Raw genomic sequence first — 25,975 nt, 5'->3', positions numbered from 1 at the left:
TATGAGAACAAATCAAGAACTCGTTTACGATGGTATCACACCACGTCGAACAGCCGGTCGGCCACGGCCTCGCGCACCTCGGCGTCGTGGAAGATACCCAGGATGGCCGTGCCGTTCGCCTTGGCTTCCCGGATCACCTCGATCACCACGTCCCGGTTGGCAGCGTCCAAAGAGGCGGTCGGCTCGTCCAGCAACAGGATCGGATGTTGTCCGGCGAAACCGCGCGCCAAGTTCACCCGCTGCTGCTCGCCGCCGGAGAACGTGGCGGGCGGCAGGTTGTGCAGCCGCGCCGGCAGGTTGAACCGGGCGAGCAGCGCCCGAGCCTCCTCCACGTCGCCGCCGCGGGCGATAACCGCCTCCGCCACGATGCCGAGCGCGGGGACCCGCGGAACGACGCGCAGGAATTGGCTCACATAGCCCAGCGTACGTCGCCGCACTTCCAGAATGGTGCGAGGATCGGCGGCGGCCATGTCGACCATCTCGCCATCATGCCGCACCAGGATGCGCCCGGCGCTCGCGCGATAATTCGCGTAGATGCTGCGCATCAGCGTGGACTTCCCAGCGCCCGACGGCCCATGCAGCGCCACGCATTCGCCGGCATGCAGGCTCAGCCCCACACCGCTCAGAACCGGCAGTTCTACGCCGCCCTGGAGATGCAGGGTGAAGCGTTTGCTCAGACCTTCGGTCTGCAACACGCACGCGCTCATGCTTGCAATACCGAGCTGACGAGCAACTGCGTGTAGGGGTGTTGCGGGTCGTCAAGCACCTGGTCGGTCAAGCCTGCCTCCACCACCTGGCCGCGCTGCATCACCATGATCCGCCCGGCCAGTAGCCGCGCCACCGCAATATCATGGGTCACCAGCACCACGGCGATGCCCAGCCTGGCGACCAGCCCGCGTATCAGGTCCAGCAGCCGCGCCTGCACCGACACATCCAGGCCACCGGTCGGCTCGTCCATGAACACCAGCCGTGGGTGCGTCACCAATGTGCGGGCGATCTGCAAGCGTTGCAGCATGCCGCCGGAGAAGGTGCGCGGCAGGTCGTCGATACGTGCCGGGTCGATCTCCACCTGCTGCAGCCAATCCAGGGCCGTGGCGCGGATATCGCCGTAGTGGCGAATGCCGGACGCCATCAGCCGCTCCCCAACATTGCCGCCGGCGGTGACACCCATGCGCAACGCAGTGCGCGGGTCCTGCCGAACGAACCCCCAGTCCGACCGGTGCAGCGCGCGCAATTGTGGGGCGGGCATGGCGTGCAGATCGTGGTCGACACCCGCCGGGTCGGTGTAGGTGACGATGCCGCGATCGGGCTGCATCGCACCGGATAGCACGTTCAGCAACGTCGTCTTGCCGGAGCCGGATTCGCCGACGATCGCCAGCACTTCGCCGGGCCAGAGATCACCATCCACGCCGTCCAACGCCGCGATGGCGCCGAAGCGGAGGCCGAGGCCGCGGGCGGCCAACAACCTGCCGGTCATTCCGCGGCCTCCTGTCGGCGATCCCGGCTTTGCTCGCACCAATCCGTGTCGGAACAGACGAACATCCGGCCGCCGCGGTCGTCGGTCACCACTTCATCGAGGTAGGTGTTGTCCGACCCACATAACGCGCACACATGCGGCGCCCGGGTCAGGCGGAACGGGTGGTCGTCGAAATCCAGCGAGCGGACGGCGGTATACGGCGGAATGGCGTAGATCCGTTTCTCCCGCCCGGCGCCGAACAATTGCAACGCCGGCATCATGTTCAGCTTCGGATTGTCGAAGGCCGGGATCGGACTTGGCGACATCAGGTAGCGCGCGTTCACCATCACCGGGTAGCTATAGGCGATGGAGACGTGGCCGAAGCGGGCAATGTCCTCATACAACTTCACGTGCATCAGCCCGTATTCGGCCAGCCCGTGCATCCGCCGGGTCTCGGCACGGCTGGATTCCAACGTGTAGAGCGGCTCCGGCTGCGGCACTTGATAGACCAGGATCTGCCCTTCACTCAGCGTCTGCTCAGGCACGCGATGCCTTGTCTGGATGATCGTCGCCTCGCCGGTATGGGTTGTGGTCTGCACCCCGGCGGTACGGGCGAAGAAGGCCCGGATCGATACCGCGTTGGTGGTGTCGTCGGCGCCCTGGTCGATCACCTTCAACACGTCCGAGGCGCCCAAGACGGAAGCGGTCACCTGGATGCCCCCCGTGCCCCAGCCATAGGGTAGCGGCATTTCGCGGCTGCCGAACGGAACCTGATGGCCGGGGATCGCCACGCCTTTCAGAATGGCCCGGCGGATCATCCGTTTCGTTTGTTCGTCCAGATAGGCGAAATTATAGCCGTTCATTCTGCAGCCTCCGCCCGGGCGGCATCCGCACGCATGCGGCGCACCGTCTCCAATTCGCTTTGGAAGTCGACGTAGTGTGGCAGCTTCAGGTGCTCGACGAAGCCGTTCGCCTCGACGTTGTCGCAATGGTACATCACGAATTCCACGTCCTGCGCAGGGGCGGTGCAATCCTCGCCCAACTCCTCCGCCCGCATGGCCCGGTCCACCAGGGACATCGCCATCGCCTTGCGCTCACAATGGCCGAAGCCCAGACCGTAGCCCCGGGTGAATTGCGGCGGCTCGGATTTCGATCCGGCGAATTGCGTCACCATCTGGCATTCGGTGACGGTGATGTCGCCGATATCGATGGCGAAGCCCAGTTCCGGCGGCTCGATCTCCACCGCCACTGTGCCAACGCGGATTTCGCCGACGAAGGGGTGTGTGCTGCCATAGCCGCGCTGGGTGGAGTAGCCGAGCGCCAACAAGAATCCCTCATCGCCCCGGGCTAGCGCCTGCAACCGAGTGGACCGCGCGGCAGGAAACGCCAGCGGCTCCCGCGTCAGGTCGGCGGCGCGGCTGGGGGCGCCATCACCCTCGATCAGCCCCTCGGCCTGCAGGATGGCGCTGACCGGGGCCAGTCGCTCGGCCGGGAAATCCATCGCCGGGGCGGCTTGGGTCGCGCCACCATTGGCAGCCAGCGCAAAATCCAACAGGCGGTGCGTGTAGTCGTAGGTCGGGCCCAGCACCTGGCCGCCGGGCAGATCCTTGTAGATGGCGGAGATACGCCGGGCGACTTCCATTCGTGCCGTTTCCACGGGCAGGCTGCTGGCGAAGCGCGGCAGGGTGGTGCGATAGGCGCGCAGCAGGAACGCGGCCTCCACCAAATCCCCCTGCGCCTGCTTGATCGCGAGCGAGGCTAGGCTGCGGTCGTAGATCGAGCCCTCCGCCATCACCCGGTCCACCGCGCGGCCCAATTGCTGTTCGATCTGGTCCGTGCCCAGTTCCGGCACCGCCTGGTCGCCCCGGCGCTGTTCGGCCAGCCAGGCGTGGGCGTGGGCGATGGCCTGCTCGCCACCTTTGACGGCTACATATGCCATATCAGGCTGCCTCGATCGTGATGCTGCGGGGAAGTGCGGCAAGTTGCGATCCGGCGCACAGCACCAGATCTATCCCGCGCGGATAGGCAGCGTGGTTGGCTCGCCATTGATCCACAAAGTCCGCCGGCAGCGCGCCCAACCGCACCGTCTCCGGCACGCGCAGCCCGGGCCCACTCAGCCGCAGTCGCGGCCCGGCGTCGAAGCTGGGGATCTGCACGATCAACGTCGCGCTGGCTTCCGGCCCCTCATGCGTGCCCCAGTTGAAGGGTGCGAGCGAGGACAGGCCCAGGCAGACGGCGAACTGCGCCTCCCCCGGCTCTACCAGCATGGCGCCGCAGTGAAAGCGCAGCCAATCGGCGGCATCGGCGGCGGCGGGTTCGAGCCAGATCGGGGTCTCCGCATCCGCCAGCGTCAGCAATACGGCGGCAGTGGCAGGCGCCAGCGGGCTCGGCGCGGCCAGGTCGACGCCTGCGAACAGCACGCGACCGGGGTGGGACATCGCATCTAACACGGCGCGGAAGCAAGATTGCGCATCCGCGACAGGCTGGGCGAAGCCAGGAAGATCGACGCTCATCCGCGCATCGTCGCCATGGTGAAGAACTGCACGCGGGTCGCGCCTGCCTTGGCCGCAACCTCCGCTCGGCGTGACTCTTGACGGGCAGCCAGGGGGGCAACCACGGCGTCGCGCACATCCTGGCGCGCCGGGTCCTGCAACACACCATCCAGCAAGGCTGCCAGTTCCGCCTGGCGCAGGTCGCGGCCGGCAACGTAGGCGTGCCCGGTGTGGCCAGTCTGGGTGCGGACGCTGCAGCGGGCGACCGTCATCTCGCCGACGTGGAACGGGGCACCGCCGCCCCCAGTGCGGCCGCGGGTCATGACCAACCCGGCCTCCGGTCCGCGCAGCACGGTGTAATCCGGCATCGGCGCGCATTGCGGCAGCAGCCCGTCAATCTCCGCCGCACTCGCCCGGGCCAGCACGGCCATCCAACGCTGGCGCTCCGTGCGGTCGTCCTGTTCATCCGCCATCTGCCTCATCCTCGCTGTGGCAGCACCGGCTCTAACAGACAGACGTCTAGACCTCTAGCCATTTGTCCTGGAATCCGCCAAACTGTCACACAGGCGCGGAGAGGGAGTTGGATGCAGATCAACCGGGACAGCCCGGTGCCCATGTGGCACCAGATCGAGCTTGCCCTGGCGCAAGATATCCGCACCGGCGCCCTGTCCGCCGGTGCCCGCGTGCCGGCGGAGGCGGAAGTCGCGGCGCGGTTCGGCGTCCACCGCCACACTGCCCGGCGTGCCCTGGCGACCTTGGCCGAGAAGGGCGCTGTCAAAATCCGCCGCGGCCTTGGCACCTTTGTTGAGGATACAGTGATCGACTACCCGATCTCGGCCCGCACCCGGTTTACTGCGAATTTGCAGCAGCAAAACCGCCTCGCCAGCCACGAATTGCTGGATGCGGCGGACCAGCCGGCTCCGGGTTTTGTCGCCGATGCGCTGGAACTGCCTGCGGATGCCGTGGTGACGGCACTAAACACGCTTGGCCGGGCGGATGGCGTGCCCATCAGCGTGGGCACGAACTACTTCCCCGCCGCACGGTTTCCGGGGCTGGCCGACACCTATCGGGAATTACGCTCCATCACCGCGGTGCTGGAGCGGTTCGGCCTCGCCGACTACCTGCGCAAATCCACCCGCATCGTCGCCGCGCTCCCGACCGAGCGGGAGGCAAGCCTGCTGCGCCAGCCAAAGCGCGATCCGATCCTGTCGGTGGATAGCGTGGACGTGGACCCGGCCGGCTTGCCCATCTCGTTCAGCCGCGTGCGCTTCGCCGGAGAGCGGGTGCAGTTGCTGGTCGGCTAAGCTGGCGAACCCGGCCAATCCGTGATCCCCTACCTCCCGCCCTGCAGGAGATCACGATGCCGCTCAACTGGACCACCGTCAGCGAAGTCATCACGCGCGCGGAAGTGGGCGGTGTCACAATCGGAGTGGCGGCTCTTGCGCCGGCTGGCGAGCCGTTCGCCTATCATGGCAGTCGCCGCTTCGTTGCCGCCAGTACGGTGAAGATCGCCATCATGGTCGAGCTGTTTCGCCGGATCGATGCCGGCCGCATCACGTTGGAGCAGCGTCACATATTGCGCGAGGACGAGAAGGCCGGCGGCAGCGGGGTCGTCAGCAACCTCCACACCGGCATTGAGATGACAATTCGCGATCTGGTGTATTTGATGATGAGCGTCAGCGACAATTCGTCGACCAACATCCTGATCGACGCACTCGGCATCGAGGCTATCAACGCAACCATGTGCGATATCGGCATGCAGCATTCCACGCTGGGCCGGAAGATGCGCGGCCGACATCTGGTGGCAAGCGAGGCGGAGAATTGGGCGGTCCCCGAGGATTACGTAACGGTGATCAAGTCGATCCTGGATGGACATGCCGCGTCCTCCGAATCCTGCGCTCAGATGGTCGCCCTGCTGGAGAAGCAGCAGAACGATCGCCGGATTGCCCGCCATCTGCCGCAGACGAACCGGCCGCGCTGGGGCACGAAGACCGGCAGCCTGCCCGGCGTGGTCAACGACGTGGGCTTCATCATGACGGGTCGCGGCCCCCTGATCCTCGCGGTGTTCTGCGAAGGACTGACGGATGGTCCGACGGGTGAGCAGATCGTCGGCGACATCGCGAAGGCGGCGCTGGATCTCGTGTCCTAGGCGTCCCGCCCATTGAATTTGGGCGGTCGCTTCTCCATGAAAGCAGCCACACCTTCTGCAAAATCCGGTCCGCGTCCGGCTTGGCGCTGCATGTCCCGCTCCAGATCGAGTTGCTGATCCAACGTGTTGGTGCCGGAGGTGGCGAACATCCGCTTCATGGTCGCCAAGGCCGCAGTCGGCTGAGTGGCCAACTGGGCCGCGAGGGCCTGGGCCTGCGCCACCAGGGTTTCGTCCTCCGTCACCTGCCAGATCATGCCCCAGGCCAGCGCCTGCTCCGCCGTCACCGGGCCGCCCAGCATCGCCATGCCGCGGGCGCGGGCGTCGCCGGCCAGGCGTGGCAGCAGCCAGGTGCCCCCGGCATCCGGCACCAGGCCGATCTTGATGAACGCTTGAATAAAGCGCGCCGTGCGCCCCGCCAACACGATGTCGCAGGCCAGCGCCACATTGGCCCCGGCCCCGGCGGCGACGCCATTCACCGCACAGACGACGGGCATTCGCAGACCGCGGATCTTGCGGATAAGTGGGTTGAACGTCGTCTCCAACACCGTGCCCAGATCTTGTCCCTGCGTAGACGCTAGGTCCGCTCCAGCGCTGAAGCCGCGGCCGGCGCCCGTCAGCACCAGCGCGCGACACGCCGGGTCGGCGTCGGCGTCTAGCAAGGCGGCGGTAAGGGCGGCGTGCAGCGCGTCGTCAAACGCATTCAGCTTGTCCGGCCGGTTCAGCGATAATGTGCGAAAGCCAGCCCCATGTTCCACCAGAACCAAGTCGGACATCGGATTTCCCCCGTTCTATCGGGCAGGATCACGCCGCCTTTCCGGGTTCGTCAATCGCGTCGCCCAGCCGGCGGCTGAGAAAGGCGGTCACCGCCACCTCCTCTGCCGTAAGCCCAGATGTGCCCTCGTCCAGAACGGCGTCGGCGCGCTGCTTCAATCCCTCCAGCAGGCTGCCATCCAGGTAGCCGCCAAAGATCGCCGGGTGGATGTAGCATTTCCGGCAAACGGTGGGCGTATTGCCCAATAGGCCGGCCACCGCCTCCACCGCCTGCACTACGTTCTTCTTGTTCTTCGCCTCGCTGTCGAATCGCTCCAGCTCCCGCAGTGCCATGGCGGCAAGATTGGTCGCAGCCCAGGTGCGGAAATCCTTGGCGGTCACGTCTTCACCGCTGATTTCGTGCAGATAGGCGTTCACGTCGTCGGAGCCGATGGCGTGACGCTCGCCATCCTCGCCAATGAACTGGAACAGCATCTGCCCCGGCAGGTCGCGACAGCGCTTCACGATGGTTGCCAAGCGACGGTCCTGCAGGTCCAGATGGTGCTCGATCCCGTGCTTGCCGCGGAAGTCGAACTTGATCCGGCTGCCCTCCACCCGGCTGTGCCGGGTGCGCAAAGTGGTGAGGCCGAAGCTTTTATTGTCCCGCGCATATTCCTCGTTACCGACGCGAGCGAGCGTCTTTTCCAACAGCCGTACCACGGCGGCCAATACCCGGCGGCGGCTGAGGCCCTGCGAGGCGAGGTCCTGGTCCACCCGGGCCCGGATCTTCGGGAGCACCCGGCCGAATTTCAGCATCCGATCGTATTTGGCCTCGTCCCGCACCGCCCGCCATTGCGGGTGATACCGGTATTGCTTGCGCCCGCGGGCATCGCGACCGGTGGCCTGCAAATGCCCCTTCGGGTCCTGGCAGATCCAAACGTCCTGATAGGCCGGCGGCACAGCCAATTTTCGAATTCGGGCGATCTCCGCCTCATCCGTGATCCGCGCGCCGCTGGGCAGGTGGTATTCGACCCCATCCTTCCCGTCGACCCGCCGGATGCCCGGTTTGCGGTCAGTGACGTAGTGCAGCTTGGCATCCTTGGCGGCCTGCTTGGCCTCGTCGATATCGGGTTGGGTCGTGGCGGCCTCCGCGGAAAAAGCGTAGGCAACGAACCGCGCTGATGCGACCGAGTTTCCCAGGAGATCCGATGCACGCCAAGCTTCGTGATACCGAGTTGTTCTTCGACATTGAGGGAACCGGTTTGGTGCCCGATGGCGACGTCATGCGGCAGCGCCCGGTGGCGATGGTGATTCATGGCGGACCGGGTGGCGATCACACTGGGTTCAAGCCGGGCATGTCGCCGCTGACCGACACGTTGCAGCTAGTGTATTTCGACCATCGCGGCCAGGGGGGCTCCGCCGCCAGCGATCCGGCTCGCTACACGCTGGACGAGAATGTCGAGGATATGGAGGCGCTGCGCCAGCACCTGGGCCTCGGCCCCATCGTCAGCATCGGCACCAGCTATGGCGGCATGGTCGCAATGGCGCATGCGGCGCGCTACCCGGCGGCCGTGGCCAGGCTGATCCTGATCGTTACGGCGGCGCATGGCGGCTTCGTGCCCCTGGCCGAGCAATTCGTGCGCGAGCATGGCAATGCCGAGCAACAGCGCGTCTGCCAAATACTGTGGGACGGGACGTTCCAAACCCCCGCGCAGATGATGGAATACTACACCGCCATGGGGCCGCTGTACAGCCATCACTACAATCCGGCAGCCGGCCAAGCATCGCGCAGCCGGGCGACCTACTCCCCAGAGCCGCTGAATCGCGCCTTCGGGCCGGGCGGCGTGCTGCGCGAGTTCGATCTGCGCCCCGAATTGCCACGCATCACCGCCCCGACGCTGATCCTGGCCGGGAAATATGACTGGATCTGCCCACCAAGTTTCTCCGAGGAGATCCACCGGCTGATCCACGGCTCGCACTACCGGCTGTTCCTGGACAGCAGCCACTCCATCCGCGGTGACGAGCCGGAGGCGCTGAACGCCGCGATCCGCGACTTCGCTAGGGCATAGACACCCGGGTCCGCAGGGCCGCCACACGCAGTAACCCGGGCCAACGGCGCGTTGCAGACACCACCAGGGTGCGGATGGCAGGCGAGCGCGTCAGCCGATACGCCCGCTGCGCCAACCGCACCGGCGGTCCGGCGTCGCGCCGCATGGCACGATGATACGTAGCCGGGTCGTCACCTTGCAGAACCGCAGTGGCGGCAAGCCGGGCGCTGTGCAGCGCGATCGCCATGCCGTCGCCGCAGAAAGATGGGATGACTGCCGCCTGATCCCCCAGCCGATATACGCCGGGCTGGTCCGGACCCTGATGCACGAAGCCATACGGCACGCGAAAGATCGTCAGTGGCCGCACCCAGGCGGCGCAAGCACCGTCCAGGCGGCGGGCAAGGTGAGAATCCTCCCGCTGCAAGGCGGCCAGCAGGGTCGGCCAGTCCACATCGTAGCGGCCACGGTCGACGAGCAGGCACAGATTGGCCGTGTCGCCTTCCACCATCTGCAGCCCGGCATAACCCCCATCAAACAGGATCACCTCCACAAACCCAGTCAGCGCGGCGCGCTGAGCCCGCGTCAGGCGCAAATGCAGTTTGAACCCGATCAACTCCTCCGGTGCGCGGCCGGGGATGCGGGCCAAGCCGCGCACGTCGTGCTTGCCGGTGGCCAGCAACAGGATTGGCGCAGACAGTGAGGCATGGTCGGTTTGAACCATGCCCGGCGCCGCGTTGCGCACGCGAACACCGCGCCGCACGTCTGCCCCTAACGCGACCGCCCGGGCCAACAACGCCTCGTCTAGCCTGAAGCGGGACAAGCCGGCCGCCTGGAACGGCAGACGGCTCTCCGCCACCCGGCCGCGATGCACCAGCCGCATTGCCCCGATCGGAGCACCGCCCAGCGAACCGACGTCGACGCCGAGCGTCGCCAGATCGGCCACCGCCTCGCCGCTGATGAATTCGCCACAGATCTTGTGCGCCGGGCCGGTCTCCCGCTCCAGCAGCGTCACAGCACGCCCCGCTTGCGCCAACCGGCAGGCAGCAGAGGCGCCCGCGACGCCGCCCCCAGCGATGACGATCGGTGTCAGCGCAGCCGGCCGACGCACAGGCGAAAGGGGAACACCCAGCGCACCTCGCCCGGCACGCCGGCCTCGGCCAACAGACGCTGCCACTCCGCCCGGCGGAACGCACGGGCGATGGAGACTGGACCGTCATGCTGCACAAATCGGTGCCAGCGCATCACCCAGGAGAGCAGGCGAAACCCGTGATAAGGCACGGCGTGGCGGTGTAGATCGTTAATGAACCAGCCGTATCGCGCGTGCCGCTCCATCCATTGCAAAAACGCCACGACCTGTGCGTCGGTCAGATGATGCGTGAACAGCGAACTGACGATGTAATCGGGCGCTGGGTTCGGCACCGTGGCCAGCACATCCCCACTCGCCAGATCCAACACCAAGCCTGGTGAGGCAGCCCGCGCGGTGGATGCCGCATCCGGGTTCATATCTACCCCGTGCAGTTGCACTACTCGCCCCCGCCGCTGCGCCCATCGGGCAATGGTGCGCAGCATGTCACCATGCCCGTGCGCCACATCGTAAACCGACACCACATCGTTTGCGGGTCGCTGCCGCATCGCACGGTCCAGCCAGGCCAAGGTTGGCCGGCGGGCCAACGTAACGGTGTTCACCGCCGCCAGGTCGTGCAGGCAGGCAGCGTAATCGGCCGTATCCCGGCAATCCGTGTCCATCAGTTCGGCCGCGTCGCTGCGGACCGCGAAGTTCATGCCCGGCGAAACCGGAACGTCTCGGCCGCGAGCCCGGGGCCGAACGCCATCGCCATTCCCGTCTGCGGCCCGGTCGTGGCGCGCATCATCCGGTCCAGCACAAAGATGATGGTGGCGGAGGACATGTTGCCGAAATCGCGCAACACCCCGCGCGACCAATCCAGCGCGCCACGGCCCAGCCGCAGTCCCTGTTCCACACCATCCAGCACGGTTCGGCCGCCGGCATGAATGGCCCAGAGGTCGATGTCCTGCACCGATTGGCCACGCAGCAAGCCGTCTGCGTCATTCCGCTCCAACTCGCCGCGCAGGGCGGTCGCAATGCGGCCCGGCACCTTGCCGGACAACGCCATGTCGAAACCCTGGTCGCCGATGCGCCACGTAATGAGGTCCGCCGAATCCGGCAGCGCGACCGAGCGGAAGTCGACCATCCCGATCCCTTCCGGCTCCGCCGTCACCAGCGCGGCACTGGCGCCGTCACCGAACAGCATGAAGGACAGCACCGTCTCCAGATCGTCGATTTCCTGCAGATGCAACGTGCATAGTTCCAGATTGACCACCAGCACCCGGGCCGAGGGCTCCGACCGGACGATGTGGAAGGCCTGGCGCAGCGCCGTCACGCCGGCATAACAGCCCATGAACCCGACCAGCGTCCGCTCGATCCCGGGCGACATACCCAGCCGCTGCGCCAGCACTTGGTCCAGCCCGGGCGCAGTGAAGCCGGTGCAGGACGCCACCACGATATGGGTGAAGCTGCGAGGATCCTCACCCAGCGCCGTCACCGCGTCTGCCGCCAAGTCCGTGGCATGCCGCTCGTAGCGCGCCATCCGGGCGCCTGTGGTGGGAAAGCAGCCGCGATTGAAAAATCCCTCCACGTCCAACCGATCCGCACCGGGGATGCCGGGTTGCAGGACCGAAAAACGGTTGGTGATGCCAGACCGCTCCGCCATGCGATCGAACAAAGTCACCGTCTTTTCGTCGCGTAGCAGGCTGCGGGCGAAGGTGGCGAAGGCGCCATGCACCTCGTGCGGCGGCACCGCAGTGCCGATGCGGTTGATGTGCGGAACGACGGTCATGCTTCACCCCAGCGCCGCGCGATCAGCACGGCGTTCAATCCACCGAAGGCGAACGCGTTGGACATGGCGTATTCCACGTCCGCTCGCCGCGCCTCGTTCGGCACGCAATCCAGGTCGCAGTCCGGGTCCGCGGTCGTGAACCCGGCCGTGGGCGGAAGCCACCCGTCCCGCAACGCCATGGCGGTGGCGATCAGTTCCAGCGCGCCACCCGCAGTCATGCAATGGCCGATCATCGATTTGGTGGACGATACCGGCACCGCATCCAATCCGGCCCCGAACACGAGACGGAGCGCCGCTGTCTCCGTCCGGTCGTTCAGCCGAGTGCCGGTCCCATGGGCGTTGACGTAGCCAATTTGCGCCGCGCTACATCCGGCGTCATTCAGCGCCGCCTTCATCGTCGATGCAGCACCTTCTGCATCAGGCGCAGTAACATCGACGCCATCCGCGCCCATGCCGAACCCGGCAAGTTCCATCAGCGGCGTGGCGCCGCGTGACAAGGCATGCTCCAGCGCCTCCAGCACCAGAACCCCCGCACCCTCCCCAATCACCAGACCAGTTCGGTCAAGGGAAAACGGGCGACAGGCATCGGGGCTCAGCACGCGCAGCGCCTCCCATCCTTTCATGAAGCCCGGCACGATGGAGGCGTCGCAGCCGCCGCTGACGGCAACATCCACCATGCCCCAGCGAATCATCTGCATCGCCTGGCCGATGGCGTGATTGGCGGAGGCACAGGCGCTGGACACGGCGAACACCGGGCCACGAATGCCGAACTCCATCGAAATGTGGCTCGCCGGTCCGTTCGGCATGATACGCGGCACGCTGAAAGGATGCACCCGCGGCGCGCCCTGCCCGTAGAACCGGAGATAAGCGTCGTCCAACGTATGCTGCCCACTGCCGCTGCCCAGCACGACCGCCGCCAATGGGCATCCGCCGGGCGCCAACCCAGCCTGCGCCATCGCCTCCCGCGCGGCGATCATCCCCAGTTGAGCGACTCGATCCAGCAGCGGGAGGCGCTTGGCGGTAAAATGCGCCGCCGGGTCCAAGCCGCGAACTTCAGCGGCGATCCGGGTGGACAGCCGGTCGGTCGGGATGTTGACGATCGGCCCTATGCCAACCTCGCCGGCCAGGAGTGCCGCGGTAAAATGTGGAACATCAAGGCCGGTGGCGCATACCGCCCCCATGCCGGTAACCACGACCCGGCGCAGCTGTCGCGTCAAACGGCGGGTCCGTGATCAATCGTGTGCAGCACATGCGTCACCAACTCGCCGACCGTAGCGAACTCCTGCCCACTCTTCTCCGCGATGACCGGGATCTCCACGTCGAACCGGCTCTCGAGAGCAAAAATCGCCTGCACCATGTCCAGTGAGGCGATGTCCAACCCAGCGATTGTCGCCCCTGGCACCAGGCGAGCCCGCTCGACCCCGGTTTCCTTGGCAACCATGTTCAGAATTTCGGGCACACGTGGATCGTCGATGGCCCAACTCGCCATGTCGCCTGTCGTCACGCATCGCCTCCCAAGGTGGTTCTAAGATGGGCCGCCACCCCATAGAGACAAGCGCAGTGTATTTCCATGCTGGGGGAACCCAGCCGTCGCCAATTGGTTGATTGCGGTGCACGGTATGTGGAGCATCAAACCATGGACGAGAACGAGATCGAAGGTGCAGCCAAGGACATTGGCGGCAACATCAAGAGCGCGGTTGGCGACCTGACCGGCGACACCAAGACGCAGGCCTCTGGCGCGATCGACCAGATGGTTGGCACGGCCCAGCGCACCTACGGCAAGATCAAGGACCAGGCCGGCGGCGCTGGCAGCGCGATGGTCGATCAGTTGGACGAAGCCAGCGCATTCCTTGGCGACACCGTTGCCGAGCGCCCGTTGACCTCCCTTCTGGTAGCCGGCGCTATTGGCTACGCACTGGCGATGCTCATCCGCCGCTGACGCATGCGCGGCCGGCTTGTCTGAGGTCGGGCCGGTCGCACTTGCAACTCTCCTGGGGCAATGGCTCACTGCGCCCGCCTTTCCCCAGGAGCCGTGATTGATGTCTATGAACGACGACGAAGCCGACTCGCCCGTCGCGGACGATACCAGCGCCCGGCCAGGTCCTCGTACCCTTGCTATCGATATCGGCGGCACTCGGCTCAAGGCCGGCATCCTCGATTCCGATGGGACGATGATCGCGGGCCCGCAGCGCACCGACACTCCCAACCCCCGCGGTCCGGCAGACGTCTTGGCGTGCCTGATAGACCTGGCCCGCCCGCTGGGCGCGTTTCAGCGTATTTCGGTCGGCTTTCCCGGCGTCGTGCGCAATGGCCGGATCATCACCGCCCCCAACCTCGGCACCGAGGCCTGGCACGGCTTCCCGCTCGCTGCGGATCTGACCCAACGGCTGAATGCGCCCACGCGCGTCCTAAACGATGCGAGCGTGCAGGGCCTTGGGACTATTGCCGGTGTCGGCCTGGAATGCGTTATCACGCTCGGCACCGGCTTCGGATTTGCCCTGTTCGACGAGGGCATGCTGTGTCCGCATTTGGAAGTCGGCCAGCACCCGGTCGCCAAGGACAAGACCTACGATCAGTATTTGGGCAACGCCGCACTCCGCAAAGCCGGGCGCAAAAAATGGAATAAGCGGCTGCACAAGGCGATTGGCATCCTGGACACATTGGTTACCTACGACACGCTGCTGATCGGCGGCGGCAATGCTCAGGTAATCGATTTCGATCTACCGCCAAACGCCCGCATCGTGCCGAACGCCGCTGGCATCACCGGCGGCGTGAGGCTATGGGCGCCGAAGATGGATGCCGCTTTCGCCGAGCGTCAGGTCGCCACCCGCCCTGCGCCAGAGGGCATCATACCGGCGCAGGAACTGCCTTAGCGATGCCTAGATACGTCTCGACCACGCGGGGGTCGGCTGCCAATTCGGCGCTGGCCCCCTGCAGAGTGACACGGCCCGTCTCCAGCACGTAGCCGTAGTTGGCGATCTGCAGCGCGGCCCGCGCGTTCTGCTCCACCAGCAGGATCGCCACGGATCGAGCCCGCAGATCGGCGATAATCGTGAAGATCTCGCGAACAATCAGTGGCGCCAAGCCCAGACTCGGCTCATCGAGCATAAGCAGGTCGGGGCGGCTCATCAAGGCGCGGCCCATGGCCAGCATCTGTCGCTCTCCTCCCGAGAGCGTACCGGCAAGCTGCTTCCGGCGTTCGCGCAGGCGGGGGAACAGGGCATAAACCTCATCCAGTTGCCGCCGCCGGGCAAGCGCCGGTTCATGGCGGAACCGGAAGCCACCGAGGCGCAAATTATCTTCCACCGGCAGCGACCCAAATAATTCACGCTTTTCCGGCACCAGCGACATGCCCGCTCGCACGCGTGCCTCCACGGGCAGGCGGCCAATGTCTTTCCCAGCGAGTTGCAGGCTGCCGCGCCCCTCATGCACGCCCATGATGGCGTTTAACAGCGTGGTCTTGCCGGCGCCGTTTGGGCCGATGACGGTGATGATCTGGCCGCGCCCGACCTGGATCGACACGTCGTGCAGCACGGCCGCGCCGCCGTAGCCGACATGCAGCCCGGTTGCCGCCAGGATCATGCGACGCTGCCCAGATAGGCCTCGATAACCGCCGGGTTATGGCCGATCACAGCCGGCAGCCCCTCCGCCAGCTTGGCGCCAAAATTCATCACCACCAATCGGTCGGTCAGGTTCATCACGAAGTCCATGTCGTGCTCCACTAGCAGCACGGTGACGCCCTGGTCGCGCAGCGTGCGCAGCAGGGCTGCCAGTTCGACCTTCTCGGCATGGCGGAGGCCAGCGGCGGGCTCGTCCAACAGCAGCAATACAGGGTCTAGACACAGGGCGCGGGCGATCTCCACAACGCGCTGCTGGCCTAGCGCCAGGCTGCGGGCTGGCAATGCCTCCAGCCCGGCCAATCCCACGCGGGCCAGTTGCCGATGCGCCTCGGCGAAGAGCCGCGCCTCCTCCACACGGTCCAGCCGCAGCATCGCGCGGATCGGCCCGGCGCGACCGCGCAGATGTGCGCCTAGAGCGACGTTCTCCAACACGGACATGCCGCCGACCAGCTTCACATGCTGGAACGACCGCGCGATGCCCAGCCGGGCGACCGCCGGGCCAGCCCGGTGCGACAACGATGCGCCGAGGAAATGCACCGCCCCGCTGGTAGGCGTGGCGACGCTGGTCAGCAGGTCAAACGTCGTGCTCTTGCCGGCGCCATTTGGGCCAATCAGCCCCACGATCTCCCCGGCGTGCAGTTCGAGCGACAGATCCGACACTGCGACCAGGCCGCCAAACACCTTGCGCAGCCCTTCCGCCTGCAACACCAGCGCGCCGGGTTGCGGCAAGGTGCGGTTGGGCAACGGCTCACCGCCACCGGGATGGGCTGCGGCGTGGCGGCTGAACCGGTCGACGATCAGCGGCCATAGGCCGGCAGGCGCGGTTTGCAGCACCAACACCAGCAGGAAGCCGAACACGATCGTCTCGTAATTGCCTTGGCTGCCAAATAGCAGCGGCAGAAGATCCTGCAGCCGGTCATTTACCACTGTCAGCACCAGCGCCCCCAGCACGGCGCCCGGCAACCTCTCTAGGCCGCCAACCACCGCCAGCAGCAGATACTCGATCCCCTGATTCAACCCGAACGGCGTGGGGCTCACCGAGCGCTGCATATGCGCGTAAAGCCAACCCGCCAGCCCAGCCAGCACGGCCGCGTAGGCAAAGGCCAGCATCCGCATCCCCGCAAGCCCTACTCCAAAGGACGAAGCCGCCGCCGCGCCGCCATGCAGGGCACGGATGGCGCGGCCAATCCGGCTGTCCAGCAGATTGCGCGTCAGCAGGAACACGATACCGACCGCGATCCACACCACCGGGTAGTAAGACCGGCTGTCCAGCAGCGCCGTGCTGCCGATGCGCAGCGGCGGAATGCCGGAGATTCCGTCGTTGCGCCCCAGCACATCCAGATTGCCGAACACGTAGAAGAACGCCACGCTCCACGCGATCGTGCCCAGTGCCAGGTAATGCCCGGACAGCCGCAGCGTGACTGCGCCGATCACCAGCGACGCAAGCCCGGCCGCCGCCATCGCGACCGGCAGCGTTAGCCAGGGCGACCACCCGGCTTGGGTTGTCAGCAACGCGGTGGCGTAGGCGCCGAAGCCCATGAACGTCGCCTGCCCGAACGAGGTAATGCCGCCCATGCCCGTCAGCACCACGATGCCGATCGCGATAATGGCGGAAATTCCCGCGTAATCCGCCAGCGTCAGCCAGAAGGACGGCACAGCCTGCACCAGCGGCACGCAAAGCCATAGCAACAGCAATATCGGGCCGATGCCGCGCCTCACTCCTCATCCTCCGCCACCGGACTGCGCAAAGAGCGCACCAGCAGCACGGGCAGGATGACGGTGAACACGATGACTTCCTTGAACGCGCTGGCCCAGAAGGTCGAAAAACTCTCGACCACGCCGACCAGCACGGCGGCCAACGCAGCGAGCGGGTAGCTGACCATGCCGCCGACGATGGCGGCGACGAAACCCTTCAGCCCGATCAGAAAGCCGCTATCGTAGTAAACGGTGGTCAGCGGCGCGACCAGGATGCCTCCCATCGCCCCGATCACCCCCGCCAGCCCGAAGGCGATGCGGCCGGAGAGCGCGGTGGAGATCCCCACCAGTCGCGCGCCAAGTCGGTTTACCGCCGTGGCATGCAGCGCCTTGCCGAACAGCGTGAAGCCGAAGAACAGATACAGCGCCAGCATCGTCGTCGCCGTGCTGGCAACCACCCAGATCGATTGGCCCTGGATCGTTTGACTACCGATGGATAGCACCGCATCGGAAAACGCCGTTGCGCGAAACCCCTCCGGCCCGAACAGCACCAGCCCAACGCCCATGAGCGCCAGATGTGTGCCCACCGCTGCGATCAGCAACGTCAGGACGGAGGCCTCGGCCAGCGGTTTGAAGGCGATGTCGTATAGATACGGCGCCATCGGGGCCACGATCAGAACCGTCAGCACCGCCTCCCCCGCCACGCCGATCGCTCGGCCAGCGAGCAACAGCGTCACGCCGATGACCACGGCAGGCAGCAGCAGCGTTCCCGCCAGCAACCGCAGCACCGCGCCTCGGCTCGCGTGATGCCGCATCGACCACAGCCCAGCCAGGCAGGCGGCGACCCCCAACAGGCCCAGCATCCAGATGCTGCCGGGCACTTTGCCCGCATCGAGCGCCGCATATGTCAGCGCGCCATACGCCACGAACTCGCCCTGCGGGATCAGGATCACCCGGGTGACCGAGAACACCAGCACCAGCGACAGCGCCAATAATGCATAGACGGCGCCGTTGACGACGCCGTCCTGCAACAGAATGAGAGCGATGTCCGCGTCCATGATCGCGGACGGCTAAGCTATCAGGGCAATAATTTCCAGCCGCCGTCCTTGATCTCCACCATCACTCGGGCACGAGTGTCGAAGCCGTTATGGTTGGTGGGGCTCATATCCATTACGCCCTGGGTCACCACCAGCTCATGCGCACCCTCGATCGCGTCGCGCAGAGCGCTGCGAAATTCGGGCGTACCGGGCTTGGCGGATTTCAGCGCGATTGGCAGGGCGTATTGCAGGATCAGCCCGGCGTCGTAGGCATGCGCGCCGAAGGTTGACACGCTGCCGGCGCCATTCGCGGCCTCGTAATCGTGGATGAAAGCCAGCCCGACCTTCTTGCTGGGCGCGCTGTCCGGCAGTTGGCTGGCAACCAGCACCGGTCCGGCAGGCAGGATCGTACCCTCCACATCCTTGCCGCCGACACGAATGAAATCGAGGTTGGCAACGCCGTGCGTCTGGTAGATCGCGCCCTTATAGCCACGCTCGTGCAGGGTCTTCTGCGGCAGCGCGGCCGGGGTGCCGGCGCCGGCGATCAGCACGGCATCGGGCTTGGACGACATCACCTTCAGCACCTGCCCGGTGACGCTGGTGTCGGTGCGGGCAAACCGCTCGACGTTGGTAACCTTGATCGACTTGGCCGCCATCGCCCGCTGGGTTTCTTCCAACCACCCATCGCCATACGCATCGTTGAAACCGATAAACGCAATCGACTTCACCCCATGCGCCGTCATGTAATCGGCCACCGCATCCGCCATCAGGCTATCATTCTGCGGCGTCTTGAACGCCCAGTGCCGGGCCGCATCCATCGGCTCGATCAATCGCGCGGAGGCCGCCAGCGAGATCACCGGGATTTTCTGCTCCCCGGCCACATTCACCATTGCCAGCGACCCCGGCGTCACGGTGGAGCCGACGATCACATCCGCCCCACCCTCGATCAGCTTGCGCATGTTGGCGACGGCACGCGTTGTATCGGTGGCGTCGTCCAGCACCGTGTATTCGACGTTGGCGCCGCCGATCTGCTTCGGCAGCAATGCCACCGCGTTCCGCTCGGGAATACCGAGCGAGGCGCCGGGCCCGGTCATCGACAGGCTGACGCCGACATGGATGGTGTCTGCCGCCCAGGCCGCCGATGCGAAGAGGACAGCGCTCGCCATCAAGGCGGCTCGAAAATATTGGACCACTTTGCCCCCCAAGGGCGCAGCAGCCCCGGCCGGATTCATTTCGCGCAGTGCTAGGGCGCGCCCGGAATCGTGTCAACGCGATGACGGGCCGACGCCTCCACAACGCCGTGCTCCCGCCACGTTTCAACCCCATCTGGCAAGCCACTGTCGTCGCTAATGTTCAAACATACGAGAAATGGATCAACCGCCAACCTGGACCCGGTGACGCGGACGGACTATCCCGCCCCGATTGCGCCGCCGCTGTCCCAAGCGGATTGGCGGCCCCGGGGGTAGAGCCGACAGTGTCCGTTCAGAATTTTCTTGCCCGCGTGGTGGAACGCTGCGCGCGTCGTGCTGTCCTTGTCGTTTTGGCCGGCCTGATACTGGCAGCTGGGGCGGCCGGGATCGCCAGCCATCGCCTCGGTATTTCCACCGACACGGATGCGCTGTTCGCCAGCTCCCTGCCGTGGCGGCAGCGCAAGATCGCGTTCGACCGCGACTTCCCGCAATTCCACGACCTGATCGTCGCCGTGATCGACGCCAAGGTGCCGGAGGAGGCGGAGGCCACCGCCGCCAGCCTCGCCGCCGCCATGAGCGCAGACACCGCACACGTCCGCACCGTGAGCCGGCCCGAAGCCTCGCCCTATTTCCGCACCAATGGCTTGCTGTTCCTGTCAAAGGAAGAACTGGGCCCGCTCCTCGACCGCACCATCGATGCGCAGCCCTTCCTGGGCCAATTGGTCGCCGACCCCAGCGCCCGCGGCTTGTTCGCGGCGCTGTCGTTGATCGGGATGGGGGTTGAGCGCGGAGCCGCCGACCCGGCGAGCTTCGGCGCGCCGCTACAAGCCTTCCACGCTACGCTCGCCTCCGTGCTGGACGGATCGCCGCGTCCACTCTCCTGGCAATCCCTGCTCGGCGGGTCGCTGGCGGAGAAGGCCGGTCCCTACCGTTTCGTGCTGATCCAGCCGAAGCTGGATTATAGCTCGCTGGAACCCGGCGGGGCCGCCACCGAGGCTCTGAAGGCCGCCGCCCTAAAGCTGGAGTTCGTTGCATCCGGTGATGCGCATGTCCGCATCACCGGCAATGTGCCCCTGGCGGATGAAGAATTTGCCACGGTCGCTCAGGGCGCAGTCGCGGGCCTGGTCGGCAGCCTGGTGCTGATCACCCTGTGGCTGTTCCTCGCGGTGCGGTCATGGCGGCTGATCATCCCTATCCTGCTGACGCTGGTGCTTGGCCTAGTGCTGACGACGGGCTTCGCCGCGATCGCCGTCGGCACGCTGAACCTGATCTCGATCGCGTTCGCCGTGCTGTTCGTCGGCATCGCGGTGGACTTCGCCATTCAGTTCAGCGTGCGGTTTCGCGAAATGCGGCTGCATCTGCCGACCACCGATCTGGCCCTGGCGGCCACAGCGCGCCGGGCCGGGATTCAGGTGCTGATCGCCGCCGTCACCACCGCCGCCGGGTTTCTCGCCTTCGTTCCCACCTCGTTCAGCGGCGTGGCGCAGCTTGGCCTTATTGCCGGCGTGGGCATGGTGTTCGCGTTCATCTGCACGCTGACTTTCCTGCCGGCCGCACTCTCCCTGCTGCAACCGCGGGCCGAACACGGTGAAGTCGGGCTCACCAGCCTGCGCCCTGTCGATGGTGTCATCCACCGCTTCCGCCTGGTTATCCTGGCCGGGTCAGGATTGCTGGCGGTGGCCGGCGCGGTTGGCGTGCCGTTCCTGACCTTCGACGCCGACCCACTGCATACGAAGGACCCCACCACGCAGGCCATGGTCACCCTGCGCGACCTGATGGCGAACCCACTGACCAACCCGTACACGATCGACGTCGTCGCGCCGAACCTGACGGATGCCGACGCGATCGCCCAACGCGCCGCCACACTCCCGCTGGTAGCCCAGGCGCTGACCCTGCAAAGCCTGGTGCCGACCGACCAGCAGGCCAAGCTCGCACTGATCGCGGACGCCGCCAGCATCCTGGCGCCGACGCTGACCAGCCGTACAGCGCCAGCCACCGTCACCCCGGCCGATCTGCGGCTGGCTACCCGAACCGCCGCCACCGGCCTGGTTCGCGCCACCGCCAAACTGCCGGCAGACAGCCCTCTAGCGCAGATCGCAGCGGACCTGGCGAAGCTGCAGGTCGCGCCCGATCCGGTGTTGGTCGCCGCCAACCAAGCGTTGACGCGATTCCTGCCCGCCCAGCTGGACCAGCTTCGCGCTGCACTCAGCGCCCAGCCGGTGTCGCTGGAGTCGATCCCCGCCGACATCACACAGCAGTGGATGCTGCAGGATGGTCGCGCCCGCGTGCAGATAACGCCCAAACCCGGTGCCAGTGGTGGCCCCGGTCTTATCACCTTCGTCGACCAGGTGAGCGCCGCCGTGCCCGACTCCGGCGGATCCGCCGTCACGATCATCGCCACCGCACGCACCATTATCGGCGCCTTTCGCAATGCCGCGATCGGGGCGATCGTAATGATCGCGCTGATCCTGTTCGCGGCACTGCGCCGGATAACGGACGTGGCGCTGGTACTGGCGCCGCTGCTGCTCTCCGCACTGCTGACGGTCGTGGTCTGCCTCGCTCTGCCCCTGCCGCTGAACTTCGCCAATGTCATCGCGCTGCCACTGCTGCTGGGCGTCGGCGTGTCGTTCAACATCTACTTCGTGATGAATTGGCGGGCGGGCGAGCCGTCCAACCTCGCCTCCCCAACCGCCCGGGCGGTGATCTTCTCCGCGCTCACCACCGGCACCGCCTTCGGCTCCCTTGCGTTGTCGCAACACCCAGGCACGGCCAGCATGGGCAAATTGCTGCTGATCAGCCTCGGCTGCACCCTGCTCTCGACGCTGATCTTCGTCCCGGCGCTGTTGGCTACGTTGCGCCGCCAGCCCGCCGACCGTCATCAAACCGTAAAATAGACGGCCGGAAGTCCTGATAGAAACCTCCTCATTCGAGGAGGAATTGAGATGCGACGGACGGCCCTACTGATGACCACGGCGTTGGTCGTTGCATTTGCGACAACCAGCCGCGCCGCGCCGATGCTGACGGCGCAGCCCGACCCAACGCCAGACGTTGCCCCGTTCGTGCAGGCGATCCCTGCCGCCATGCCGGACCGCGACGCGCTGATCCAGGCGCTGCGGCAGAAGGTCAAGTACGTCTTCGTCATCTTCAACGAGAACCACTCGTTCGATAACGAATTCGGCACGTTCCCGGGCGCCAACGGCCTGTATTCGGACGGCACCTCCCCACGTGACGCGGCCCACACGCCGGGTTTCATCCAGCACTACACCGCGGCCGATGGCTCCGACGTGACGGTAAAGCCGATCCGCCTGGGGCCGGAGCAGAACAGCTCGGTCATCGACAGCGTGGATCACAGCCACACCGGCCTGGCTGCCAAGCTGCATGTCACAGGCACGGCCAGCGCGATGGACCAGTTCGCGCAGGGCGAATACGCGCGATACGCCGGCCGCGGCGGTGCAGCCAACATCGCCATGGGCAAGCAATTCGCCCAGGTCGTGATGAGCCACATCGATTGCGACACCGTCCCGTTCTATTGGAAATGGGCCAGCCGCTTCACCCTATTCGACAACATCTTCGCAACCGAGGATACGCCCTCATCCCCGAACGCGATCGCAATGATCGCCGGGCAGTCGGGCGAGACCCAGTGGGTCAAACACGGCACCACCGCCCCGACTGTGACGATCGCAGGCAAGACCGGCACGCTGCAGATGCCGCCAATCGTCAACGACCCGCAGCCGTTCTGGAGTTCCCAGTTCGACACCACAGGCGACGGTAAGCAGCCGATGGGCTCCAAGACGGGGGAGAGCTACGCCAACGGCAACATCGCCACAAACCTGACGTTTGCCACAGTCCCAATGACCCTGGGCGGCAAGCAGACGGCGGAGAACATGGCGCAGGACCGCCATCCGGAGCAGAACCAAGCCGACATCAAGCAGGATTTGGCCACCATCGCCTCCCGCGCCGGCAAGCCGGTGGCCTGGCGTTGGTACCAGGAGGGTTACGATCACGAGCCAACAGATTCCAGCGCCACCGCCACCCACGACAGCTATGTCAGCCATCATAATGGCGCGCAATATTTCGGCTACCTGGCCGACAACCCGGCCTACCGCGACAATTTGAAGGGCCTGGGCGACTTCTACGCCGACATGGCCCGCGGCGACCTGCCAGTTGGCGGCGGCGTATTTTACATCCGCGGCGGCTTCACCAATCTGCTCGGCGAAACGCCGCCGATCACCAATCCGGACTACCCGGCAGCGCTGACCGACGCCGACAAGGCTGCCATCGCCAAGGCCAAGTCCGGCGATGACGACCATCCCGGCTACAGCGACCGTCAACTGAGCGAGACGATGATGGCCCGTGTCATCAACGCCGTCGCCAGCAAGCCTGATATCTGGTCGCAGAGCGTCATCCTGATCGCCTATGATGAATCGGATGGCTTCTACGACCACGTCCCGCCGCGGATCCTGTCCTTCGGGCCCGACGGCCTGCCGCTCGCCCGCGGCATCCGCGTGCCGACGCTGATGATCTCGCCCTACGCCCGGGCCCACGAAGTGGCCCACCCGGAAGGCGACCACAATGCAGTCATCGAGACGATCAACGCTATCTTCGACCTGCCGGCCTTGGCCTCCCTCCCCGACGAGGCGCAGGCGCTGAAGGCCGGCGAGGATCCGCGCTTCAACGGACCGGGCGGGTTCGTGCAGCATTATCTCGGCCCACGTGACATCAACGCGCCAGAGACCGACGATTTGCTGGCCGGGTTCGAGCCAGACCGGCTGAGCGGCAAGTTGCCGCCACTTCCGGGCTCACTCGCCATCATCGCCGACGCCGATATGCGCAGTTTGCCGCACTACGCTGGCCAAGGCTGCCGCGCCATCGGTGTGACGCCAGAGGACGCGCGGCAGTCCGTGCGCCCGGCCGTTCCGGCCGGGTTCAACTCGCTGCCCGCAACCCTGCCGGCCTATAACGGCCAGTGAGCATCGGCGCACGGGCCTGGCTGGCCGCTGGGATCCTGCTGGCGGCCGGGTCTGCGCAGGCCGCGACGCTCGACCGGGTGCGGCAGGATAACACCGTTCGGTGCGGCGCCGCCCAACGAGCAGGCGTCGCTGACCCGGCCGAAGATGGACGGGTTACCGGGCTCGCCGTGGATCTCTGCCGGGCATTGACCATCGCCGTGCTGGGACCCAGCGGTCATACCGAGTTCCACATCGACGACTCGGACAAGGACTACGAGCAGGCCCAACACGATGAAGTCTCATTCCTCACGGCGGACGAGATCGCTGGGCACAGGCTCGCCGCTGCGCTCATCCCCGGACCACCCGTGTTCGTGGCCGAACTCACCGCGCTAGCGTTGCCCGGCGTCGACACGCTCACCGGCCGCATGGTCTGCTTCATGAACGGCAGTCCGGCGCATCAGGCACTCGAGGCCTGGGCCGCACGAACTGGCACCGCCATCGTGCGCGGCGGCTATCAGGAAGACGGCGAGATGCATGATGCATTCGACGCCAGACGCTGCGATGCGATGACAGGCGAGGCAACCGATCTGGCTGCGTTGCGGGCGGAAGCGCCGAGCCGAGCTGGCGACCACATCCTGCCGCCGTTCGCCGTGGTGCCGGTTCTGGCGACTACCCCGGTGCAAGACGGAAGCTGGGCGAGCCTGGTGAATTGGTCACTAGCCGCCATCGTGCAGTCCGAAACCAAACCCAGCCCGTGGCGGAGCGATCTGGTCGGCGCGGATGTTCCCGGCTTGCGGCCGAAATGGCAGGCGGAGGTCGCGTCGGTACTCGGCAGTTACGCCGACATGCTGGGGCGTAACATGCCCAGCGGGCTCACCGCGCAGGGGAATGCGCCTTGGCCAGCCGGGTTGCTGCTGCCGCCGGGTCCACGATAGGAACCGGCGGCAGATCGTCAGGTATTCATAGCGTCGAAGAAATCCTGGTTGGTCTTGCTGTATTTCAGCTTGTCCAACAGGAAATCCATCGCGTCGGTGGTGCCCATTGGGTTCAGGATGCGGCGCAGCACCCACATCTTCGACAGCATTCCACGCTCCACCAGCAACTCTTCCTTGCGGGTTCCGCTCTTGGTGATGTCGATGGCGGGGAAGGTGCGCTTATCCGACAGCTTACGATCGAGGATGATCTCGCTGTTGCCGGTGCCTTTAAACTCTTCGAAGATTACCTCGTCCATCCGGCTGCCGGTATCGATGAGCGCGGTTGCGATGATGGTCAGCGAACCGCCTTCCTCGATATTGCGCGCCGCGCCGAAGAACCGCTTCGGCCGCTGCAGAGCGTTGGCGTCCACGCCGCCGGTCAGCACCTTGCCGCTGGACGGAACCACCGTGTTGTAGGCGCGTGCCAGCCGAGTGATGCTGTCGAGCAGGATCACCACGTCACGCTTGTGCTCGACCAGGCGTTTGGCCTTTTCCAGCACCATCTCGGTCACTTGAACGTGCCGCGTCGCCGGCTCGTCGAAGGTGGAGGCGACCACCTCACCCTTCACCGAGCGGGACATGTCCGTCACTTCTTCCGGCCGCTCATCGATCAGCAGCACGATCAGGAAGACTTCGGGATGGTTCTCCGCAATGGCGGTGGCCATGTTCTGCAGCATCACCGTTTTGCCGGTGCGCGGCGGCGCCACGATCAGGGCGCGCTGGCCCATGCCGATCGGGGAGATAAGGTCGATCACCCGCG

At 66.0% G+C, this 25,975-nt stretch carries 26 protein-coding genes; 8 read left to right on the top strand and 18 right to left on the bottom strand.

Features of this window, described 5'->3' with window-relative positions:
• Positions 1–35 precede the first annotated feature (35 nt).
• Genes phnL through phnG form a run of 6 tightly spaced genes read right to left on the bottom strand, consistent with a single transcriptional unit; the run spans position 36 to position 4,421 of the window.
• A complete protein-coding gene (gene phnL, locus GSQ76_RS17385; RefSeq protein ID WP_158745400.1) occupies positions 36–707 on the bottom strand; it encodes a phosphonate C-P lyase system protein PhnL in 672 nt (223 codons plus the stop codon).
• Positions 704–1,477 carry a phosphonate C-P lyase system protein PhnK gene (gene phnK, locus GSQ76_RS17380; RefSeq protein WP_158745399.1) on the bottom strand — a complete coding sequence of 258 codons (774 nt, stop codon included), beginning with the start codon at positions 1,475–1,477 and terminating at the stop codon, positions 704–706. The genes phnL and phnK overlap by 4 nt, the downstream gene beginning before the upstream one ends.
• Positions 1,474–2,319 (bottom strand): alpha-D-ribose 1-methylphosphonate 5-phosphate C-P-lyase PhnJ, encoded by an 846-nt coding sequence (locus tag GSQ76_RS17375; protein WP_158745398.1) that lies wholly within the window; start codon positions 2,317–2,319, stop codon positions 1,474–1,476. Before GSQ76_RS17375 ends, phnK begins: the two co-directional genes overlap by 4 nt.
• A complete protein-coding gene (locus tag GSQ76_RS17370; protein WP_158745397.1) occupies positions 2,316–3,395 on the bottom strand; it encodes a carbon-phosphorus lyase complex subunit PhnI in 1,080 nt (359 codons plus the stop codon). Before GSQ76_RS17370 ends, GSQ76_RS17375 begins: the two co-directional genes overlap by 4 nt.
• 1 nt (position 3,396) lies before the next feature.
• A complete protein-coding gene (gene phnH / locus GSQ76_RS17365; protein ID WP_158745396.1) occupies positions 3,397–3,969 on the bottom strand; it encodes a phosphonate C-P lyase system protein PhnH in 573 nt (190 codons plus the stop codon).
• On the bottom strand, positions 3,966–4,421 hold the full coding sequence (gene phnG, locus GSQ76_RS17360) for a phosphonate C-P lyase system protein PhnG (protein ID WP_158745395.1): 456 nt from the start codon (positions 4,419–4,421) through the stop codon (positions 3,966–3,968). The genes phnH and phnG overlap by 4 nt, the downstream gene beginning before the upstream one ends.
• Before the next feature lie 111 nt (positions 4,422–4,532).
• Here phnG and phnF point away from each other — a divergent pair, with 111 nt between their 5' ends.
• Both phnF and GSQ76_RS17350 read left to right on the top strand, forming a co-directional pair.
• A complete protein-coding gene (gene phnF / locus GSQ76_RS17355; RefSeq protein ID WP_158745394.1) occupies positions 4,533–5,252 on the top strand; it encodes a phosphonate metabolism transcriptional regulator PhnF in 720 nt (239 codons plus the stop codon).
• 56 nt (positions 5,253–5,308) lie between these two features.
• The gene (locus tag GSQ76_RS17350) at positions 5,309–6,097 is read left to right on the top strand and encodes a serine hydrolase (protein ID WP_158745393.1); all 789 of its coding nucleotides are present in this window, start codon (positions 5,309–5,311) and stop codon (positions 6,095–6,097) included.
• Here GSQ76_RS17350 and paaG read toward each other — a convergent pair.
• On the bottom strand, positions 6,094–6,870 hold the full coding sequence (gene paaG / locus GSQ76_RS17345) for a 2-(1,2-epoxy-1,2-dihydrophenyl)acetyl-CoA isomerase PaaG (RefSeq protein WP_158745392.1): 777 nt from the start codon (positions 6,868–6,870) through the stop codon (positions 6,094–6,096). The two genes, GSQ76_RS17350 and paaG, sit on opposite strands and share 4 nt — an antisense overlap.
• A gap of 28 nt (positions 6,871–6,898) precedes the next feature.
• On the bottom strand, positions 6,899–7,867 hold the full coding sequence (locus tag GSQ76_RS17340) for a DNA topoisomerase IB (protein WP_408836828.1): 969 nt from the start codon (positions 7,865–7,867) through the stop codon (positions 6,899–6,901).
• A 188-nt stretch (positions 7,868–8,055) separates the two neighbouring features.
• On the opposite strand from GSQ76_RS17340, the gene GSQ76_RS17335 reads away from it, so the two are divergent.
• Entirely contained in the window at positions 8,056–8,916 is an 861-nt protein-coding gene (locus tag GSQ76_RS17335) for an alpha/beta fold hydrolase (protein WP_158745391.1), read from the top strand.
• On the opposite strand, the gene GSQ76_RS17330 is transcribed toward GSQ76_RS17335, so the two are convergent.
• Genes GSQ76_RS17330 through GSQ76_RS17310 form a run of 5 tightly spaced genes read right to left on the bottom strand, consistent with a single transcriptional unit; the run spans position 8,906 to position 13,254 of the window.
• Entirely contained in the window at positions 8,906–10,003 is a 1,098-nt protein-coding gene (locus tag GSQ76_RS17330; RefSeq protein WP_158745390.1) for an NAD(P)/FAD-dependent oxidoreductase, read from the bottom strand. The genes GSQ76_RS17335 and GSQ76_RS17330 overlap by 11 nt on opposite strands.
• A complete protein-coding gene (locus GSQ76_RS17325) occupies positions 9,982–10,677 on the bottom strand; it encodes a methyltransferase domain-containing protein (RefSeq protein WP_158745389.1) in 696 nt (231 codons plus the stop codon). The genes GSQ76_RS17330 and GSQ76_RS17325 overlap by 22 nt, the downstream gene beginning before the upstream one ends.
• The gene (locus tag GSQ76_RS17320; RefSeq protein ID WP_158745388.1) at positions 10,674–11,750 is read right to left on the bottom strand and encodes a type III polyketide synthase; all 1,077 of its coding nucleotides are present in this window, start codon (positions 11,748–11,750) and stop codon (positions 10,674–10,676) included. The genes GSQ76_RS17325 and GSQ76_RS17320 overlap by 4 nt, the downstream gene beginning before the upstream one ends.
• Positions 11,747–12,967 (bottom strand): beta-ketoacyl synthase, encoded by a 1,221-nt coding sequence (locus tag GSQ76_RS17315; RefSeq protein ID WP_254070469.1) that lies wholly within the window; start codon positions 12,965–12,967, stop codon positions 11,747–11,749. Before GSQ76_RS17315 ends, GSQ76_RS17320 begins: the two co-directional genes overlap by 4 nt.
• On the bottom strand, positions 12,964–13,254 hold the full coding sequence (locus tag GSQ76_RS17310; RefSeq protein ID WP_216851113.1) for a phosphopantetheine-binding protein: 291 nt from the start codon (positions 13,252–13,254) through the stop codon (positions 12,964–12,966). The genes GSQ76_RS17315 and GSQ76_RS17310 overlap by 4 nt, the downstream gene beginning before the upstream one ends.
• Before the next feature lie 132 nt (positions 13,255–13,386).
• Here GSQ76_RS17310 and GSQ76_RS17305 point away from each other — a divergent pair, with 132 nt between their 5' ends.
• Positions 13,387–13,689, top strand: coding sequence for a CsbD family protein (locus GSQ76_RS17305; protein ID WP_158745387.1), 303 nt, complete (start codon positions 13,387–13,389; stop codon positions 13,687–13,689).
• Between the two features lie 100 nt (positions 13,690–13,789).
• The gene (locus tag GSQ76_RS17300; RefSeq protein WP_216851112.1) at positions 13,790–14,623 is read left to right on the top strand and encodes an ROK family protein; all 834 of its coding nucleotides are present in this window, start codon (positions 13,790–13,792) and stop codon (positions 14,621–14,623) included.
• Here the strand turns inward: GSQ76_RS17300 and GSQ76_RS17295 are convergent.
• Genes GSQ76_RS17295 through GSQ76_RS17280 form a run of 4 tightly spaced genes read right to left on the bottom strand, consistent with a single transcriptional unit; the run spans position 14,598 to position 19,268 of the window.
• A complete protein-coding gene (locus GSQ76_RS17295) occupies positions 14,598–15,332 on the bottom strand; it encodes an ABC transporter ATP-binding protein (RefSeq protein ID WP_158745386.1) in 735 nt (244 codons plus the stop codon). The two genes, GSQ76_RS17300 and GSQ76_RS17295, sit on opposite strands and share 26 nt — an antisense overlap.
• Positions 15,329–17,089: an ABC transporter permease subunit gene (locus GSQ76_RS17290; protein ID WP_158745385.1), complete on the bottom strand. Its 1,761-nt coding sequence runs from the start codon at positions 17,087–17,089 to the stop codon at positions 15,329–15,331. The genes GSQ76_RS17295 and GSQ76_RS17290 overlap by 4 nt, the downstream gene beginning before the upstream one ends.
• A complete protein-coding gene (locus GSQ76_RS17285; RefSeq protein WP_158745384.1) occupies positions 17,086–18,123 on the bottom strand; it encodes a branched-chain amino acid ABC transporter permease in 1,038 nt (345 codons plus the stop codon). The genes GSQ76_RS17290 and GSQ76_RS17285 overlap by 4 nt, the downstream gene beginning before the upstream one ends.
• A 20-nt stretch (positions 18,124–18,143) precedes the next feature.
• Positions 18,144–19,268, bottom strand: coding sequence for an ABC transporter substrate-binding protein (locus GSQ76_RS17280; RefSeq protein ID WP_254070468.1), 1,125 nt, complete (start codon positions 19,266–19,268; stop codon positions 18,144–18,146).
• Between the two features lie 308 nt (positions 19,269–19,576).
• Here GSQ76_RS17280 and GSQ76_RS17275 point away from each other — a divergent pair, with 308 nt between their 5' ends.
• From GSQ76_RS17275 to GSQ76_RS17265, 3 genes are read left to right on the top strand one after another with little or no spacing between them, the layout of a single operon-like run.
• On the top strand, positions 19,577–22,186 hold the full coding sequence (locus GSQ76_RS17275) for an MMPL family transporter (protein WP_254070467.1): 2,610 nt from the start codon (positions 19,577–19,579) through the stop codon (positions 22,184–22,186).
• Positions 22,187–22,234: 48 nt separating this feature from the next.
• Entirely contained in the window at positions 22,235–24,262 is a 2,028-nt protein-coding gene (locus tag GSQ76_RS17270) for an alkaline phosphatase family protein (RefSeq protein WP_158745381.1), read from the top strand.
• Positions 24,259–25,176: a hypothetical protein gene (locus GSQ76_RS17265; protein ID WP_158745380.1), complete on the top strand. Its 918-nt coding sequence runs from the start codon at positions 24,259–24,261 to the stop codon at positions 25,174–25,176. The genes GSQ76_RS17270 and GSQ76_RS17265 overlap by 4 nt, the downstream gene beginning before the upstream one ends.
• A gap of 17 nt (positions 25,177–25,193) precedes the next feature.
• On the opposite strand, the gene rho is transcribed toward GSQ76_RS17265, so the two are convergent.
• Positions 25,194–25,975, bottom strand: a 782-nt coding sequence (gene rho / locus GSQ76_RS31935; RefSeq protein WP_254070466.1) for a transcription termination factor Rho, incomplete at its 5' end; no start/stop codon positions are given.

Source organism: Acidisphaera sp. L21 (assembly GCF_009765685.1).
Taxonomy (GTDB): Bacteria; Pseudomonadota; Alphaproteobacteria; order Acetobacterales; family Acetobacteraceae; genus LMUY01.
This window is presented reverse-complemented; position numbering and strand designations above follow the sequence as displayed.